Below are 15,203 nucleotides of genomic sequence, written 5' to 3' on the forward strand. Positions count from 1 at the left end.
GGCGAACGCGATCTCTCAGCCGCAAGATTAATTGTGGGACCGAGCTTGCTCGGGAAGATGCCGCTACAGTCGCTAAATCTCTATCGCCTGAAATGCCGTCTTCCTGAGCAAGCTCAGTCCCACAGAAAATGAGCTTGCAACGCGACAATGCGCGTCTGGACGCCGGCCAGCCTCCCGCAGCTAAACCCCTATTTACCGCTCGGTCGGCCGCTCGAAGTTCTTCGCCGCCTCTTTCGCCAGATCCGGCGGCAGGAAGTCTTTGTCAGGGTTGTAATCGGCTTTCAGGAAGCGCGACAGGTCCTGCAAATCCCCCGGGCTCAGCGTGCCGGCCGCTTGTTTAAGACGCAGGTTGTCGAGGATGTAGTCATAGCGGGTGTTGTTGTAGTCGCGCACCGATGCGTACAGCTGGCGCTGTGCATCAAGCACGTCGACGATGTTGCGCGTCCCGACCTGATAGCCGATTTCAGTCGCTTCCAGCGCGCTTTGATTGGAGATGATCGACTGTTTGCGTGCCTGCACCTGCTCGACATCGGTGTTCACCGCGCGGTGCAGGTTGCGGGTGTTTTCCACCACTTGCCGACGCAGACCTTCACGTTGCTGCTCGCTTTGGCCGAGGCGGGCGTAAGCTTCGCGTACCTGTGAACTGGTGAGCCCGCCACTGTAAATCGGGATGTTCACTTGCAGGCCGATGGTGCGTTGCTCGACGCTGCCGTGAAAACTCTGACCGGTGTAGTTGGGGTTAGTGAAGCCCAGCGGATCGTTGTCGCCTTTCTCGTACTGCGCCACTGCGTCCACAGTAGGCGCATGCCCTGCCTTGCGCTGACGCAGGGTCTCTTCTGCAGCGCTGACGGCGTAATTGCTGGCCAGCAAATTGAGGTTCTGCTGCGTCGCGGTGTCGACCCAGGCTTTCGCGTCATTGGGCGTCGGCGCGAGCACCGGCAGGGTGTGCACGATGCCTTCGATGGAATTGTAATCGCGGTTGGTCAGGGTGATCAGCGCCTGAAAGGCGTCGTCCACCTGGCGCTTGGCAACGATCCGCGCAGCCCGCGCCGTGTCATAGCTGGCCTGTGCCTGAAGCACATCGGTCTTGTCTGACAGGCCGACGTCGAAGCGTTCGTTGGCCTGATCGAGTTGGCGTTTGAACGCCGCTTCTTCCGCCTTGGTCGAGGCCAGGTTGTCTTGCGCACGCAGCACCGCGAAATAATCTTCAGCACTTTGCAGAATCAGATTTTGCTCAGTGGCCGAGAGCTGCAGGATCGCCTGCTCGTTGACGTCCTTCGCGGCCTTCAACTGGAACCAGCGGTCAGCGCGGAAGATCGGCTGACTCAAGGTCGCGCGGTAGACTGTCCCGCTGCGGCTGATAACGGCGGAGGGTTGGTCAATCGAGGTGCGAGTGTCATTGATGTCGGCGCCACCTGAGATGTTGGGCAGCAGGCCGGCCCGTGCCTGAGGCACGATTTCCTTCTGCGCGTCATAGCTGGCGCGGGCCGCCGCAAGATCGGCGTTATTGTTGACGGCTTCCTGATACACGCTGACCAACCCGGTCCTGGTTGGCAGCGGCATGTCTGCTGCCCCAGCCATCGCACTCAAAGCACACGACACGGCAATGGCCAGTGAAAGTTTGCGCAGCATAGACATTCCCTAGTAATTCAAGCGGTATTGAAACGTTGACGTTGCGTCTGATCCAGATGGCTTTGGCGACGCGTAGCGAGTGTAGTTCCAGCGGGTAGGGACAACAATCGGGCAAATCAGCCATTTAACGCGCGTTTGAATTTCGCGCTTGGCGTTCGGCCTGCGCCGCGACTAGACTGACGCCGTTCTTGTCGGGGTGCCTTGATATGAGGCTGAGATCGGATAATCCGGATCCCGTTGAACCTGATCAGGTTAGCGCCTGCGTAGGGAACAAGATTTCTCGTCTCCCGGCGAGTCCTCTTGAGTGTCGTCCGGGGTCGTCTTTGTTCATTTTCTGAACAGTCAACGCCATTCGATTCTCAGCATCCATGCCGTCTCAGGGTGCCTCCGTCCGTCTTCATCAGGCTCAAGCTCCGACAATTCATTCCGCCGCTGGATGATGTCTGGAGAGCCCGTGATGAGTACAACACTAAAAAACGCCAATCTGAGTGAATCCGCCCAAGTCGATTCGGGGTCGGTTCAACCGTTCACCCGCTCGCAGAAAATCTACGTTCAGGGCTCGCGCCCGGACATTCGCGTGCCCATGCGCGAGATCAGTCTGGACGTCACGCCGACCGAGTTCTCCGCAGCTTCTGGAACGAAGAGTGGCGGCGAGATCAACGCGCCGGTTTGCGTGTACGACACCTCCGGCCCTTACACCGACCCCAACGTCATCATCGACGTGCGCAAAGGGCTGGCTGACGTGCGTTCGCCGTGGATCGAGTTCCGCGCCGACACCGAACGCCTGCCAGGGCTCACCTCGAACTTCGGCCAGCAGCGCCTCGCCGATGCCGAGCTGACCCGGCTGCGATTCGCCCACGTGCGCAATCCGCGCAGGGCCAAGGCGGGCGCCAACGTCAGCCAGATGCACTACGCGCGGCAGGGCATCATCACTGCGGAGATGGAATACGTCGCCATCCGGGAGAACATGAAGCTGCAGGAAGCCCGTGCTGCCGGCCTGCTCACGCAACAGCATCCCGGCCACAGCTTCGGTGCGAGCATTCCGAAAGAGATCACGCCCGAGTTCGTGCGCGAGGAAATCGCCCGCGGTCGCGCGATCATTCCTGCCAACATCAACCACGTTGAGCTCGAACCGATGATCATCGGGCGCAACTTTCTCGTGAAGATCAACGGCAACATTGGCAACAGCGCGCTGGGTTCGTCCATCGAAGAAGAAGTGGCGAAACTGACGTGGGGCATTCGTTGGGGGTCGGACACGGTCATGGACCTGTCCACCGGCAAGCACATTCATGAAACCCGCGAGTGGATCATCCGCAATTCGCCAGTGCCCATCGGCACCGTGCCGATTTATCAGGCGCTGGAAAAGGTCGGTGGCGCGGCCGAAGACCTGACGTGGGAGTTGTTCCGCGACACGTTGATCGAGCAGGCGGAGCAGGGCGTCGACTACTTCACCATTCACGCCGGTGTGCTGCTGCGATATGTACCGCTGACTGCCAAACGGGTGACCGGGATCGTCAGCCGTGGCGGCTCGATCATGGCCAAGTGGTGCCTGGCTCATCACAAGGAGAACTTCCTCTACACCCACTTCGACGACATCTGCGAAATCATGAAGGCCTATGACGTCAGCTTCTCGCTGGGCGATGGCTTGCGTCCGGGTTCGATCGCCGATGCCAACGACGAAGCGCAGTTCGGTGAGCTTGAGACCCTCGGCGAGCTGACCAAAATCGCCTGGAAGCACGACGTGCAATGCATGATCGAAGGCCCCGGCCATGTGCCGATGCAGTTGATCAAGGAGAACATGGACAAGCAGCTTGAGTGCTGCGACGAGGCGCCGTTCTACACCCTCGGCCCACTGACCACCGACATCGCACCGGGTTACGACCACATCACGTCAGGCATTGGCGCGGCCATGATCGGCTGGTTCGGCTGCGCGATGCTTTGCTACGTCACCCCCAAGGAGCACTTGGGATTGCCGAACAAGGACGACGTGAAGACCGGGATCATTACTTACAAGATCGCCGCCCACGCCGCGGACCTCGCGAAAGGTCATCCGGGCGCGCAGATTCGGGACAATGCGCTGAGCAAGGCGCGGTTTGAATTTCGCTGGGAAGACCAGTTCAACCTCGGGCTGGATCCGGACACTGCGCGCGCCTACCACGATGAGACCTTGCCCAAAGACTCGGCCAAGGTCGCGCATTTCTGCTCCATGTGCGGCCCGAAATTCTGCTCGATGAAAATCACCCAGGAAGTCCGCGAATACGCCGCCAACCAGAAGATCAACGCGGTGGACGTGTCCGTGGATCAAGGCATGCGCGAACAGGCGCAGCGGTTCAGGCAGGAAGGCAGCCAGCTTTATAAAAAAGTCTGAGCGGCAAGCGGCAAGTTGTGATCGTTCCCACGCTCCGCGTGGTAATGCCGCCTCTGACGCTCTGCGTCAATCAGGGCGCAGCGTCCAGGTATGCATGCCCATGCAGAGCGTGGGAACGATCAATTATGAACATCTTCGAGACAACGATGTGAACACTCCCGGCACCTATTCACCCGACGCCCCCATACCTGCCGCCAAGCGGGTTTTTGGCGGGCGCGATCTGTTCTCTCTGTGGTTTTCCCTCGGCATCGGCCTCATGGTCCTGCAGACCGGCGCATTGCTCGCGCCGGGGCTGGGCATGTCCGGTTCGATGCTGGCGATCCTGCTCGGCACAGTGGTCGGCGTTTTGCTGCTCGCTGCTGTCGGCGTCATTGGCAGCGACACCGGGCTGTCTTCAATGGCCGCGCTCAAGCTCAGCCTGGGCGGCAAAGGCGCGGCCGTTCCGGCGATTCTTAATCTGCTGCAACTGGTGGGCTGGGGTTCGTTCGAGATCATCGTCATGCGCGACGCCGCCAGCCTGCTGGGCGCGGGCGCTTTCTCAGAGGGCAGCCTCTGGGCCAGTCCGATGCTCTGGACAATCGTATTCGGCGCCCTCGCCACGCTGCTGGCAGTCAGCGGTCCTCTGACGTTCGTCAGGCAAATCCTGCGCAAATGGGGCATCTGGCTGCTTCTGGCCGCCTGCGCCTGGCTCACCTTCAACCTGTTCAGCAAGGCCGATTTGCCCGTCCTTTGGGCGCGCGCGGGAGATGGCTCGATGCCGTTCGCCGTCGGCTTCGACATTGCCATCGCCATGCCGCTGTCGTGGCTGCCGCTGATTGCCGACTATTCCCGATTCGGCAAACGTGCCACTGGCGTGTTCGGCGGCACAGTGCTGGGTTTCTTCATCGGTAACTTCTGGCTGATGTCTCTTGGGGTGGCGTACACCCTGGCCTTCGCGCCGAGCGGGGAAGCCAACGCACTGTTGCTGGCTTTGGCTGGCGCGGGGATGGGTATTCCGCTGCTGCTCATCCTGCTGGACGAATCGGAAAACGCCTTCGCTGACATCCACTCCGCTGCAGTGTCGAGCGGGATCCTGCTGAAAGCCAAAGTCGAGCACCTGGCGCTGGCTATTGGCGTCATCTGCACACTCATAGCCTGCTTCGCGCCGCTCGCCCAATACCAGAACTTCCTGCTGCTGATCGGCTCGGTGTTCGCGCCCTTGTTCGGCGTGGTGCTGGTGGACCACTTCATCCTGCGCCGCCGGCGCCACGGCGTCGCGATGACCGGCTTGCGCTGGATGACGATAGTGGCGTGGATCGGCGGGATCCTCACCTACCATCTGTTGGCGAACCTGTATCCGGACATCGGTGCAACGCTGCCAGCGCTCGTCGTTGCGGGTGCGTTGCAATGGGTGTTGGCGCGCGGACGGGCGCCTGCGTTTGAGGCTGATGTGCGGCATTAACTCAGCGGGCCGGGCCTGGAACAGAAAAACCAGGCTCAATGCCGGCGGGCGACTCAAAGCGAGTCGAGGTCCGGGAATCCCCAATCGGTCAGCGGTGCGAGCTGGGACAGGAAAGTCAGGTGCTCGATTGTCTTGACCTTCTGTAGATGCTTTAGATCGACCGGGCCGCCGAGGGCGAGCGCTGGGACGAAGCCGTACATTTCGTCGGGCTCCAGTGGCCCGAGTTCTTTTTGAGCTTGTTGGAATAGGTCTTCAAGATCGTTGGACTCCCGATCTCGACTTGCAAAAAATAGCGCGATTTCGTCGTCGAACTCATCGCTTCGCACTACCTCTTTGGTTTTGTGAAAGCGTGCGTAAGGGGCCGTTACGTCCAGCCAATTCCCTGTTTTTTCATGCCAAAGATAAAGGTCGCCGAAAGCACTTCTGGCGATCGTGTGATAAAAACCGGAATCGGGTATTCCCGAATCATCCAGCCATGCCCGAACCAGTTCCTGGTACTCAGCAGGATTAACGGTCCAGAAAAGCCCCTCGGCATAGCCACTCCAGCCATATTCGCTCCACTGTTTCAGTAGCTGTTCGGGGAGCTTCTCTGCGTACTCGTTCAGCGAATAGAGAGGCACCTCTCTCTCTGCCCCGTAGCTGGCCCCAGCTTCTCGAGGAAATACTCGTAATATTCTTCCATTCGACCTCTCCTTTATTACTCGTCCCCACCTGCTCTTGTTGCCGTCTCACCAAGTAATGCTTCCTGAGATCAGTCAGAGCGAGTCGAGGTCCGGGAATCCCCAGTCCGTCAGCAGCGCGAGTTGTGACAGAAACGTCAGGTGCTCAATGGTTTTCAGCTTCTGCAGATGCTTCAGATCGGCTGGACCGCCAAGTGCGAGGGCGGGTACGAAGCCGTACATTTCGTCGGGTTGTAGTGGACCAAGTGTTTTCAGTGCCCCCTGGAAAAGCCCTTCAAAATCGTTGTTCTCTGGCTTTTTTGCCGCGAAGAAGGATTCCACGCTGATGTCTGGGTCGCGAGTTTGCGAATTAGCTTTGCTATACAAATAACGTGCGTACGCTGCGCAAATCGTCAGTCGGCTCCCTGTCTTCTCTTGCCACAAATACAAGTCACCAAAAGCGCTTCTCGCGATAACGTGAAATGTACAAGGCTCTTCAATACCCGAATGCTCCAGCCAATCGGCGATCAGCGTAGCGTACTCGGAAGGGTTAACCGTCCAGAATATGCCGTCACCGTAACCGCTCCAACCGTACCTTGCCCAATGAGAAATCAACATTGATGGAAGTTTGTTTTTGTATTTTTCAACGGTAGAGGGAGGCACTTCTCTTCGGTGGGTAGAGGGTCCCATTCTTTTTAGAAAGTAAGCAAAGTAATCTTCCATATGACCTCCTATTTACAGCGAATTAGCGTCGCGTTTACTTTAATAGTGTGTCGATTCGCCGCGCTAACACTCATCACAGCTTGGTCTAATCTGTCTATGCGACCACGCCACTGGGCTCCGATACTTGAATTTACTCCCCTATCTCCGAAGTCCGATATGACGTCCTTTCCACCTGCGAACAAATCCGGGTTGTGAAGAGCTGCTAGCGTGCGCATTTTTTCTTTGGCCAGTCTCTCTGCTTCGCTGCTTGCTTGTTCGAGGGGCATTCCTTGAGCTCTCAGCTCGTTCATCAGATCGTCTATAAGCCTGTCACTCAGTTGCATGCGCGCCTGTTTCCCCACCCTCGGATCCCTAACCTTATCCCCGGCCTTGAACGCCTCTCGCCCCCGCAAATATTCATCCACGGTCAAATCATTCAACCCTTTTTCCTGTCCGCCCAGTTGCCTATCGAACTCCGGGATTTTGCTGTAGTGCATGTTGCTCGCGTTAAAGCATGGCACCTTGTATTCCCGCATGCCCAACGGTTTTTTGCCACCGGGGCGATCGGTTTCCCGAGAGCTGTCGGGCTTAGGCTCCGGTGTGAGCGAGCTACCCGTTCGAGCCCCGGCAGGCTGTAGATCAGGCCGCCCTTTAAGGCCCTCTTCATGCTTGAGCATCCACTGTGCCAGCCGCGCGCCTTTGGCGCTGGCGCGCATCTGGCCGGCCAGTAGCGCCATGTTGCCGCGCCCTCGGGTCAAATACTCAACGACGGCGCCAAGCAGCAGGATCACCACTTCCGTATGCCCGCGGGCGATGTGGTGTGCTGCTTGGTCGACAACCCACGGGGCGTCCTGTGAAATCGGGTTTAGCCCATCGTTGCCTCTGGCCCCGTCCCAAGCGACCTGGATACCGCGCACATAATGTTCCAGGAGCGCGGGCAATCCTTTCACGAAAAACTCGGCGACCGACGCCAGCCCCAGCACGCCCAGAATCCAGCTGCTGGCTTGCAACCCGACAGCCATACCCGCGAACGCGCCGGGTCCCGCGCCTATGCCACCCGCCAGGGCGCCCACCCCCGCACCCAACGCGCCACCGGCCAGGACGCTCCCCGCAATGATCATGGCCATGTCGCCGACGACGCCCATCAGATCAAAGAGCACGTCGGATATGTCGATGTCTGCGAATCGCTGCCGCAGCAACGAACTGGCTTCGAATTCGGCGCGGTAAAACGCGGTTCTGATGTTATCGACCCGACGCAGAACAAGTTCGACAGAGGGCGCCTGTTCATTCAGGTAACTTCGAAAGTCACCTAGGCCGCTGCTTTGAACTTCAAGCCTCAATCGATCTTCAATTTCAAACCATGACGGCAGGACATTCCATAAGCGCATCCCGTTTCCTGACTGTCCTAAAAAGTTCAGGGCGGAACTTAATGATTAAGCCAGTGAAGCGTCAATAAACAAGGAGTTTAATAAGGGCGGAAGTTTGAGGGTGTTAATGTTTAAAGTTTGGAAGGTGTGTATGAAGATGTATGTAGGAACTGAATACAGGAAGGGGGATATTGGAGGAGGGAATATTACGAGCCAAGCCGGCGCTTTCTCAGCAACCGGCTTAGGTTCAGGCGATCAGCTCCGGCCAGGGAACAGCTCAGGCTTGATAATGCCGTTCAACTGTGGATACGGGATCTTCAGTTCGATGTGGCCCATGGCATAGGGCGCGATGGTCGAAACCGGGTATTTGAGGATCACGGCACCGTACGTCAGGGCGACGTTGGAAGTTTGCTTGAACGCCCACATGTTCTGGAACTCGGTGTCCTTGTCCAGCTTGCTGCTGATCAGCCAGGCCTGATGAGCCAGACGGGCTTTGTCCCAGAATGCAGCCTCCTGACCCGGGATCAGCATGTCGGCGAGTGTCAGCACGCGCTGCTGCTGGCGGGAATAGTTGATGAATGCGCGGCCGGGATTACCCTGGCCAGTGCCGGAATCAACGTAGCTGGACAGCTCGACGACCACGATTCCGTCATGCTGCTCACGTACTTTGGCCTGCAAGTAGCTGCTGTTGCGCGCCGGCGCCCGGCTCAGGTATTGCTCCTGATACGCTTTCAGCGTTGGCGGTACCGGGCCGTCGCTGTCGCTGCGGGTCAATTGCAGCAATGTGCGCTGGACGATCCCTTCCAGTTTCGGCTCATCGGGGAAATGCACCGTGTCGATGTTCACCAGCGGGCAATCATCGGTCGTGCAGCCGGGCTTGATCAGCTCGGAGGCGTCACGCTGAACGGTCAGCGGACTGCGCAGGTTAGGTTGAAACAGGCTTTGGCAGGCGCCCAAAATCAGGGCCACGCAGGCCAGTGAAATGATCTTCAGAAAAGACATGTTGATCCTTGGCATCGACATAAAAGGGGCGTCACGTCGCAGGTAACGGCAACGTCCTTCGACTGTAGGTGGCGCAATCAGTTCGCCATCGGGCCGATTAGAGTGCTTTCACCGCCAGCCGTCTATTCTGGCAGCTGGCTTTACGAACTCAAAGGGCTGCATCCCGCACCACAGCGCGTTAGGATGGGCCGAACACAGCGCTCAAGCAGTGAGAAATGTATGACGGATAGCAACAGATCCACACCGACGAAGCACGAAATCACACACCGCGAAACCTGCTTCAAAGGGTTTTACCAACTCGACCGTCTTCAACTGCGCCACGAATTGTTCGATGGCGGCATGAGCCCGGAAATCAAGCGCGAGCTGTTCGTTCGCCATGATGCGGTCTGTGTGCTGCCCTACGACGCCAAACGCGATGAAGTCGTGCTCATCGAGCAGTTCCGCGTCGGCGTCATCGGCAAGCATGACAACCCCTGGCTGATTGAAATGGTTGCCGGCCTGATCGATAAAAAAGAGGAACCCGAAGAGGTTGCTCACCGTGAGGGACAGGAGGAAGCTGGGCTGACGTTCAACGCCCTCTGGCCGATAACCAAGTACTTTCCATCGCCGGGCGGCAGCAACGAGTTCGTGCATCTGTACCTGGGCAAGTGCGACAGCGACGGGGCAGGCGGGCTGCACGGGCTGGAAGAAGAGGCCGAGGACATCCGGGTTTCGGTCTGGTCATTCGACGACGCGATGCAAGCCGTCAAGGATGGGCGCATCGTGAATGCGGCAACTATCATCGCAATGCAATGGCTGGCGCTCAATCGCGCCGAAGTAAGGGGGCTATGGTCGTGAATCTTCTGCGCGAGCGCTATCGTGTCGACCTCGCCGGGCTGCAGGCTGCCTGCGAGGCGAACTACGCTCGCTTGATGCGTTTGTTGCCCGATATGCGCAACCAGCAACGCTCGCGCCGGGTCGCCGTGACCCAGGGCGACCAGATGCTGGGCGTGCTGGCGGTCGAGGTCATCCTCGATTGCCCGTACACCACCACCCTGCAAGTGCGTCAGGAACACAGCCTGCCTTGGCTGCCGGTGCCTGTCCTCGAAGTGCAGGTCTACCATGACGCGCGCATGGCCGAGGTCATCGGCGCCGAACATGCTCGTCGCTTTCAGGGCATCTACCCCTATCCCAACGCCGACATGCATCAGCCCGATGAAAAGGCCCAGCTCAACGTGTTTCTGGGTGAATGGCTGAGCCATTGCCTGGCGTGCGGGCATGAGTTTGAGGCGGTGCGCTGAGCGCTACGGTGGGCATGTTTGCCGGGGGCTTCGGTCTTGGCAGGGTGTTCAAATCGCGGCTCAAGCACTGACGCAGTCTGATCGAATGCTCCAAGTGGTATCCACGACTCATTTCCAGGTTTGCCGCCGCACCGATCTCACACCATAATCCGGCCACATCCGCTCAAGGAGATGGCCATTGTCGAGCCCATCCTCTCAATCCTCATCCGTGTTGGTGGTTCAACTCACCGACAGTCACCTGTTCGCCGAAGCGGACGGCACGCTGTTGGGCATGCCCACGCGCGCCAGTCTGGATGCGGTGGTCGAGCGTGTGCTTATCGAGCAGCCGGCGATCGACTTGGTGCTGGCGACGGGCGACTTGTCTCAGGACGGCTCGGTCGAGTCGTATCAGGCGTTCCGCGACGCGAGTGACCGCCTGAATGCGCCCGCGCGCTGGATTCCGGGGAATCACGACGAGCCGAGGGAAATGTCGATTGCCGCGCAGGACAGCGACTTTCTCGAACCTGTCATCGACATTGGCAACTGGCGCATTACCCTTCTCGATTCCGCTGTTTCCGGCGCTGTTCCCGGTTTTCTGCAAGACGGCCAGCTTCAGTTGCTCGCCCAAGCCTTGAGCGAAGCGCCGCAACGGCATCATCTGGTGTGTTTGCATCATCATCCGGTGCCTATCGGCGCTGCGTGGATGGCGCCCATCGGGTTACGCAATCCCGAGGCGCTGTTTGAAGTGCTGGAGCGTTTTCCTCACGTGCGCGGGCTGCTATGGGGGCACGTGCATCAGGCGTTCGACCAGACCGTGAACGGCTTGCGGCTGCTGGCCTCGCCGTCGACCTGCATTCAGTTTGCGCCAGACAGCGTCGATTTCGGTCTCGACGCTGTTGCCCCTGGTTACCGTTGGCTGCGCCTTCATGAGGACGGGCAGCTCGAAACCGGTGTTTCGCGCATCGACCCCGACCTGTTCGACGTCGACATCAACGGCGCGGGCTACTGACAGAAAATTCCTTAATTTGCAGCGATTCATCAACGGGCGAGTCATCGTGCAGTTGACCCTGTAAACTGCGCGGCTTTGCCCTGATGAGCGCCGGCAGACCTGTTCGTCGGGATACATCGATTGCCGTTTGGGAGGCAACAGCGTGAACGAGCATCAATCGACGCTTCTTTATATTCATGGCCTGAACAGCTCGGCCAAGTCGCAGAAAGCCACGCAGCTGTCGACGGTGATGACCCGTTTGGGTTTGAGTGAATGCCTGCGCGTGCCTGAGTTGCATCATCATCCGCGTCAGGCGCTGGCTCAGCTGGAGAGCGCGATCGAGGAACTCGGTCGGCCGCTGCTGGTCGGCAGCTCGCTCGGCGGCTACTATGCGACTCACTTGGCTGAACGCCACGGCCTCAAAGCTGTGCTGATCAATCCGGCGGTCAACCCGCATCAGCTCTTCGATGGTTTTCTCGGCACCCAACACAACCTTTATACCGGCGAGAGCTGGGAGCTGACGCACGACCACGTGACGGCACTGGCCGAGCTGGAAGTGCCTGCCCCACAGGATCCGCAGCGTATTCAGGTGTGGCTGCAAACAGGCGACGAGACGCTGGATTACCGCCGGGCCCAGACTTTCTATCGGGCGTGTGCATTGCGCATCGAAGCAGGCGGTGACCACGGCTTTCAGAGCTTCGCTGCAAAAATACCCACGCTGCTGAGCTTCGCCGGGTTCGCCTCCGCGCTGCTGCAGGGCGTCGATTTGAGTGGGCTCTGAGCCAGGCCATTGCTGCAACAATATGTAGAGCATTCTTGTAAAACAATCTTGTTAAACAGAACCACTCCGAAATTTCATGAACGACTTGATGACGAGACCCCATGGCCAATCCCAGCGCTAGCTCTTATAACGCAGACGCCATCGAAGTCCTCTCGGGCCTCGACCCGGTCCGCAAACGGCCGGGCATGTACACCGACACCTCACGCCCCAATCACCTGGCGCAGGAAGTCATCGACAACAGCGTCGACGAAGCGCTGGCTGGCCACGCCCGATCCGTGCAGGTCATTCTTCACGCCGACAACTCGCTGGAAGTGTCCGACGACGGTCGCGGCATGCCGGTGGACATTCACCCGGAAGAGGGCGTGTCGGGCGTCGAGCTGATCCTTACCAAGCTCCATGCCGGCGGCAAGTTTTCCAACAAAAACTATCAGTTCTCCGGCGGCTTGCACGGCGTCGGGATCTCCGTGGTCAATGCGCTCTCGACTCAGGTACGGGTCCGGGTCAAGCGCGATGGCAACGAATATGAAATGACCTTCGCCGACGGCTACAAGGCCAGCGAACTGGCCGTGATTGGCACCGTCGGCAAGCGCAATACCGGCACCAGCGTCTACTTCGCGCCGGACCCCAAATACTTCGATACCCCAAAGTTCTCGGTCAGCCGTCTCAAGCACGTGCTCAAGGCCAAGGCGGTGCTGTGCCCGGGCCTGCTGGTCAGCTTCGAGGACAAAGGCACCGGGGAGAAAGTCGAGTGGCATTACGAGGACGGGCTGCGCTCTTACCTGCAGGATTCGGTGGCAGACTTTCTGCGTCTGCCGGATGAGCCGTTCTGCGGCGTATTCGCGGGCAATAAAGAGGCCGTCGACTGGGCGCTGCTGTGGCTGCCCGAAGGCGGCGACAGCGTTCAGGAAAGCTACGTTAACCTGATCCCTACCGCCCAGGGCGGCACCCACGTCAACGGCCTGCGTCAGGGCCTGCTGGATGCGATGCGTGACTTCTGCGAATTCCGTAATCTGCTGCCGCGTGGCGTGAAGCTGGCGCCGGAAGACGTCTGGGAGCGCATCGCTTTCGTGCTGTCGATGAAAATGCAGGAACCCCAGTTTTCCGGCCAGACCAAGGAGCGGCTGTCATCCCGCGAGGCGGCAGCTTTTGTATCCGGTGTGGTCAAGGATGCGTTCAGTCTTTGGCTCAACGCGCACCCCGAACTGGGCATGCAACTGGCGGAGCTGGCGATCAGCAACGCGGGTCGTCGCCTCAAGGCGAGCAAGAAGGTCGAGCGCAAGCGCATCACCTCAGGTCCCGCACTGCCGGGCAAGCTGGCAGACTGCGCGGGGCAGGACCCGATGCGCTCCGAGCTGTTTCTGGTCGAGGGTGACTCTGCCGGCGGCTCTGCCAAGCAGGCACGTGACAAGGAATTTCAGGCCATCCTGCCCTTGCGCGGGAAGATTCTGAACACGTGGGAAGTCGACGGCGGTGAAGTCCTTGCCAGCCAGGAAGTACACAACATTGCCGTGGCGATCGGTGTAGATCCGGGTGCTGCGGACATGAGCCAGTTACGCTACGGCAAAATCTGCATTCTGGCGGATGCCGACTCCGACGGGCTGCACATCGCGACACTGCTGTGCGCCTTGTTCGTCCAGCATTTCCGCCCGTTGGTGGATGCCGGTCATGTCTACGTCGCCATGCCGCCCCTGTACCGCATCGACTTGGGCAAGGACATCTACTACGCACTGGACGAAGCCGAGCGCGACGGTATTCTCGACCGGCTCGTGGCCGAGAAGAAACGCGGCAAGCCGCAGGTGACGCGATTCAAAGGTCTGGGTGAAATGAACCCGCCGCAACTGCGCGAAACCACCATGGACCCGAACACCCGTCGACTGGTGCAACTGACCCTGGATGACTTCGCCGCTACGTCGGAAATGATGGACATGCTGCTGGCCAAGAAACGTGCGGGCGACCGCAAGAGCTGGCTTGAGTCCAAAGGCAATCTGGCCGAGGTGCTGGTTTGATGCGGGGCTGGCTTGCAGCACTGGTACTGATCGCCACCCCTGTTTTCGCCGCGCCATTGCCGGAGCTCAAGCTGCTGTCGGAGCACCCGGTCGACGACATGGTCGGCGGCAACCTGTCCGGGCTCGCCTCCTGCAACGGTGTGTTGTGGACCGTCTCGGATCGCGACGACACCCTGCTTTACAGCCTCGACACTGAGGCTACGGTCTGGAAAGCCAAAGCGCAGACGCTGGAAATCCCGCCGATCCCGGACAGCGGCTTGTCTGCGACCCTGCGCGGGATGGCTAAAGCCTCGGCGCTGATACGTGGCGGCGACCTGGATTTTGAAGGCGTGAGCTGCGACGCGGCGGGCAATCGTTATCTCGTGAGCGAAGCCTACGCCTCAGTGCTAAAAGTGCCGGTTGAAGGCGCGCCTGTCTGGCTGGATTTACCCCGAAAAGTCGTCGAGCAAGCGCAGGCGGCCGGGATGCTTCAGCATTTCAATGCCATCTTCGAGGGCATCGCAGTCAACCCGGCAGGTGATCAATTGTGGCTCGCCGCCGAGCGTGACAAGCGCGGGCTGCTGACGGCGAAGCTTGGCAAGGAGGGCTGGGCATGCGACGCGAGTTGCATCCTGCGAGTCGAGTCGGGTGATGAAATTTTACCGCCCGAGCTGGGTGGCAAGGCAGTGTCCCAGGACTTCTCCGACATCTCGCTGTACAAGGGCAAGCTGTTCACTCTGGAGCGCGCGGCGTACAGAATCTGCCGCCGCACCCTGGCCACAGGTCAGCTGGAAACCTGCTGGTCGTTCGCCAAGGAAGCGTTGAAGCCCAACCGGCTGTATGACCAGAAGTACGGCCTGACCGAAGCGCTGGTCGTCGACGAAAAAGGCGCATGGGTGGGTACGGACAACAACTTTGGTGCCCGCGCCGACGGCGAAAAGCGTCCCGTCGTCTGGCGCTTTGCCGCGCCCGAGGGTGGCTGGGGCGGCAAGCCTTGACCCAGGCACCTCCCGGCAAAC

At 59.5% G+C, this 15,203-nt stretch carries 13 protein-coding genes and 1 riboswitch; of the genes, 8 read left to right on the forward strand and 5 right to left on the reverse strand.

Annotated features, from left to right (window positions below; all coding sequences use genetic code 11):
* Positions 1-192: 192 nt before the first annotated feature.
* Positions 193-1,632, reverse strand: a complete 1,440-nt coding sequence (locus VF672_RS18310) for a TolC family outer membrane protein (RefSeq protein WP_331105968.1) — start codon at positions 1,630-1,632, stop codon at positions 193-195.
* Between the two features lie 182 nt (positions 1,633-1,814).
* A riboswitch (TPP riboswitch) is annotated at positions 1,815-1,919 on the forward strand.
* Between the two features lie 170 nt (positions 1,920-2,089).
* Here VF672_RS18310 and thiC point away from each other — a divergent pair.
* The gene (thiC, locus tag VF672_RS18315; protein ID WP_331105969.1) at positions 2,090-4,000 is read left to right on the forward strand and encodes a phosphomethylpyrimidine synthase ThiC; all 1,911 of its coding nucleotides are present in this window, start codon (positions 2,090-2,092) and stop codon (positions 3,998-4,000) included.
* A 148-nt stretch (positions 4,001-4,148) separates the two neighbouring features.
* A complete protein-coding gene (gene cytX, locus VF672_RS18320; protein ID WP_331105970.1) occupies positions 4,149-5,441 on the forward strand; it encodes a putative hydroxymethylpyrimidine transporter CytX in 1,293 nt (430 codons plus the stop codon).
* A gap of 53 nt (positions 5,442-5,494) precedes the next feature.
* Here cytX and VF672_RS18325 read toward each other — a convergent pair whose 3' ends face one another.
* The 4 genes from VF672_RS18325 to VF672_RS18340 form a co-directional block, all read right to left on the reverse strand.
* The gene (locus VF672_RS18325; RefSeq protein WP_331105971.1) at positions 5,495-6,061 is read right to left on the reverse strand and encodes a GAD-like domain-containing protein; all 567 of its coding nucleotides are present in this window, start codon (positions 6,059-6,061) and stop codon (positions 5,495-5,497) included.
* Between the two features lie 135 nt (positions 6,062-6,196).
* Entirely contained in the window at positions 6,197-6,823 is a 627-nt protein-coding gene (locus tag VF672_RS18330; protein ID WP_331105972.1) for a GAD-like domain-containing protein, read from the reverse strand.
* A gap of 8 nt (positions 6,824-6,831) precedes the next feature.
* Positions 6,832-8,190, reverse strand: a complete 1,359-nt coding sequence (locus tag VF672_RS18335) for a DUF6861 domain-containing protein (protein WP_331105973.1) — start codon at positions 8,188-8,190, stop codon at positions 6,832-6,834.
* Positions 8,191-8,424: 234 nt separating this feature from the next.
* On the reverse strand, positions 8,425-9,171 hold the full coding sequence (locus VF672_RS18340; RefSeq protein WP_331105974.1) for an RsiV family protein: 747 nt from the start codon (positions 9,169-9,171) through the stop codon (positions 8,425-8,427).
* 219 nt (positions 9,172-9,390) lie between these two features.
* On the opposite strand from VF672_RS18340, the gene VF672_RS18345 reads away from it, so the two are divergent.
* From VF672_RS18345 to VF672_RS18370, 6 genes are all read left to right on the forward strand, one after another.
* Positions 9,391-10,008, forward strand: a complete 618-nt coding sequence (locus tag VF672_RS18345; protein ID WP_331105975.1) for an NUDIX domain-containing protein — start codon at positions 9,391-9,393, stop codon at positions 10,006-10,008.
* On the forward strand, positions 9,999-10,451 hold the full coding sequence (locus VF672_RS18350; RefSeq protein WP_065987826.1) for a DUF1249 domain-containing protein: 453 nt from the start codon (positions 9,999-10,001) through the stop codon (positions 10,449-10,451). Before VF672_RS18345 ends, VF672_RS18350 begins: the two co-directional genes overlap by 10 nt.
* Before the next feature lie 178 nt (positions 10,452-10,629).
* Positions 10,630-11,439, forward strand: a complete 810-nt coding sequence (gene cpdA, locus VF672_RS18355) for a 3',5'-cyclic-AMP phosphodiesterase (RefSeq protein WP_331105976.1) — start codon at positions 10,630-10,632, stop codon at positions 11,437-11,439.
* 142 nt (positions 11,440-11,581) lie between these two features.
* Positions 11,582-12,199: a YqiA/YcfP family alpha/beta fold hydrolase gene (locus VF672_RS18360; RefSeq protein WP_331105977.1), complete on the forward strand. Its 618-nt coding sequence runs from the start codon at positions 11,582-11,584 to the stop codon at positions 12,197-12,199.
* 101 nt (positions 12,200-12,300) lie between these two features.
* On the forward strand, positions 12,301-14,205 hold the full coding sequence (gene parE, locus VF672_RS18365) for a DNA topoisomerase IV subunit B (RefSeq protein WP_331105978.1): 1,905 nt from the start codon (positions 12,301-12,303) through the stop codon (positions 14,203-14,205).
* On the forward strand, positions 14,205-15,182 hold the full coding sequence (locus VF672_RS18370; protein ID WP_331105979.1) for an esterase-like activity of phytase family protein: 978 nt from the start codon (positions 14,205-14,207) through the stop codon (positions 15,180-15,182). The genes parE and VF672_RS18370 overlap by 1 nt, the downstream gene beginning before the upstream one ends.
* Positions 15,183-15,203: the final 21 nt, after the last annotated feature.

The organism is Pseudomonas sp., assembly GCF_036387035.1.
Lineage (GTDB): Bacteria > Pseudomonadota > Gammaproteobacteria > Pseudomonadales > Pseudomonadaceae > Aquipseudomonas.